The organism is Kocuria sp. (genome assembly GCF_030536815.1).
GTDB lineage: Bacteria > Actinomycetota > Actinomycetes > Actinomycetales > Micrococcaceae > Kocuria > Kocuria gwangalliensis.
This window is the reverse complement of sequence record NZ_JAUNPE010000105.1, coordinates 1-2661: the sequence shown is the minus strand read 5'-3', so window position 1 is coordinate 2661 and position 2661 is coordinate 1. Positions and strand designations below refer to the sequence as shown.

3 protein-coding genes are annotated in these 2661 nt (G+C 64.0%); all 3 read right to left on the bottom strand.

From position 1 onward, the window contains the following. Positions 1-151: 151 nt before the first annotated feature. A complete protein-coding gene (locus Q4E95_RS09535) occupies positions 152-958 on the bottom strand; it encodes an isoprenyl transferase (protein ID WP_303383091.1) in 807 nt (268 codons plus the stop codon). Beyond that, the gene (gene recO / locus Q4E95_RS09530) at positions 958-1713 is read right to left on the bottom strand and encodes a DNA repair protein RecO (protein WP_303383084.1); all 756 of its coding nucleotides are present in this window, start codon (positions 1711-1713) and stop codon (positions 958-960) included. The genes Q4E95_RS09535 and recO overlap by 1 nt, the downstream gene beginning before the upstream one ends. Positions 1714-1836: 123 nt before the next feature. Further along, positions 1837-2661, bottom strand: an 825-nt coding sequence (locus Q4E95_RS09525; RefSeq protein WP_303383083.1) for an alpha-isopropylmalate synthase regulatory domain-containing protein, incomplete at its 5' end; no start/stop codon positions are given.

Below are 2661 nucleotides of genomic sequence, written 5' to 3'. Positions count from 1 at the left end.
GCAAGTTCCGCGTCCATCCAGGAGAACGCGATTTTGAAGAACGTGGGATACAAGCGCATGACGCCAGTTTTACACACGAGATCACCGCGTGATTCTGCAGTCTAAGGCGCCGCAATGCTTAAAGTTTGCGTTCATAGTTTCAGCTTAAATCTCAACTCCCTCTTGGGACTTTATCCACCGCGCCCCCGTAGCGTCGGTCCCGGCTCGCGTACTCCTCGACAGCGCGCCACAGCGTCCTGCGGTCCACGTCCGGCCACAAGACGTCGAGGAACACGAGCTCCGCGTAGGCCGATTGCCACAGCATGAAGTTGGAGATCCGCTGCTCGCCGGAGGACCGCAGGAACAGGTCGACGTCCGGTAAGTCCGGCTCGTCCAGGTAGCGCTGCACGGTGGACTCGCTAATGGATTTCGGATCAAGGCGGCCTGACTGGACGTCCCGTCCCATGGCTGCGGCGGCGTCGGCGATCTCGGCTCTGCCGCCGTAGTTCACGCACATGGTAAGGGTGACCACGTCGTTGTCCTTGGTCTCTTCCTCGGCGTGTTCGAGGCGGTTGATCACGGACTTCCACAGTTTCGGTCGGCGCCCAGCCCAACGAACCCGGATACCCCACTCCTGGAACGTGGGCAATTGCCGCTTCATCACGTCCCCGGTGAAGTTCATGAGGAACGCAACCTCGGACGGGGATCGCTTCCAATTTTCGGTGGAGAAGGCATACGCGGAGACATTGGGGATGCCCATGTCAATGGCGCCGGCCACCACGTCCAGCAGCGCCCGCTCCCCTGCGCGGTGCCCCTCGTTACGCGGCAACCCACGCTCGTTGGCCCACCGGCCATTGCCGTCCATGACCAGGGCAACGTGCCGGGGTCTGAACTGCTCGGGAATGGCCGGGGGTCGGGCGCCACTGGGGTGCCCCGGAGGCGGGGTGAATCTGCTCACGCTCACGGTCCTTTTCTCCATCATTCGGTGCGTTCGACCAAGCTCAGGGAACGCACCGACCGTTCCATGTGCCATTGAATGTAGCTAGCCACCAGACCCGCCGCGGCCCGCGCCGTTTTGGAGTCCGCAGCATCGATGGTTGTCCAGTCACCCGCCCACAAGCCTTGCAGCAGCACAAAGGTCGCCTCGCTCGGTGCAGCGGATCCCGGTGGGCGGCATTGTGGGCACACCGCACCACCCAGCGCGGCGGAAAAGGATCGATGTGGACCGGGCGCACCGCATCGGGCGCAGTCCACGAAACTGGGGGCCCAGCCCGCAATGGATACCGCGCGCAGCAGGTATGAATCCAGTGTCCGGCCGGGTTCATGCAGTCCACGGGCCACGGCGGAGAGCGCGCCGATGAGCAGCTGATAATGCTGTTGGGCGGTGTCGTAGTCGTCCGCCGTCAGCTTTTCTGCGGTCTCGACCATGGCTGCCGCGGCCGTGTACTTGGCGTAGTCCGCACCGATCTGTTCGCCGTAGGACCGCTTGCCCAACGCCTGCGAAACGATGTCCAGGCTCCGCCCCTGCACCAATTGCAGCGTGGCCACGTTGAACGGCTCCAGCCGCGCGCCGAACCGTGAGGTGGTGCGACGCACTCCCTTGGCCACCGCGCGGACCTGGCCGTGGTCCTTGGTCAGGAGAATGACAATGCGGTCCGCCTCGGCCAATTTGTACGTGCGAAGTATTACGGCTTCATCGCGGTACGAGCGAGAAGCGAAAGTTGAACCGGCCACCGCCCTAGTCTCCCACGTTCTCCCGGGCAAGCATGGGGGCATGCCAAGGCGCCGACGCCGCCAGGCGACCCACCGTGCGGAAGGTCACCGAGCGGCGTCGGCGGCTCGAACACAACAAGGAGACTAGGCCTGTTCTGCCAACTGCGCGTCGCGGACCGCGCGGTTGATGGCGGAAATGACAGCCTTCAGCGAGGATCTGGTGGTGTTGTTGTCCAGGCCCACGCCCCACAGGACACGGTCGCCCACGGCCAACTCCACGAAACTCGCTGCCTGTGCGTTGGCTGAGGCGGACATCGTGTGCTCGGAGTAGTCGAGCAGGCGCACGTCCACGCCTTCGGCGTTGAACAGTGAAATCAGGGCGTCGATCGGGCCGTTGCCCTGGGAGGTGCGGTCATGGCGCTGACCATCGACGTCCAGGCCGATCTCCAGGACGGTGTTGCCCTCGTCCTCCGAGTGGGTGGACATGCTGGAGATCCGGTAGCGACCCCAACGGTGGTCGCCGCTCTCGCGGGCCGGCAGGTACTCGTCCGTGAAAATGTTCCACAGCTGCTGGCCGGTCACCTCGGAACCGGAGGTCTCCGTGTATTTCTGCACCACGCCGGAGAACTCGATCTGGGCGCGACGGGGCAGGTCCACGCCGTACTCGCTCTTGAGCAGGTACGCCACGCCACCCTTGCCGGACTGGGAATTCACGCGGATCACGGCCTCGTAGCTGCGGCCCACATCCTTGGGATCGATGGGCAGGTAGGGAACGGCCCATTCGAGTTCGTCCACGGAGATGCCCTGCTCGGAGGCGTCCTTTTCCATGAACTCGAAGCCCTTCTTGATCGCGTCCTGGTGAGAACCGGAGAACGCGGTGAAAACCAGATCACCGCCGTACGGGCTGCGCTCGGGTACGGGCAGCTGGTTGCAGAACTCCACGGTGCGGCGGATCTCGTCGATGTCGGA

Excerpts from the sequence above, each read along its gene's own strand:
- Q4E95_RS09535 (WP_303383091.1), bottom strand. The coding sequence starts at position 958 with ATGGAGAAAAGGACCGTGAGCGTGAGCAGATTCACCCCGCCTCCGGGG.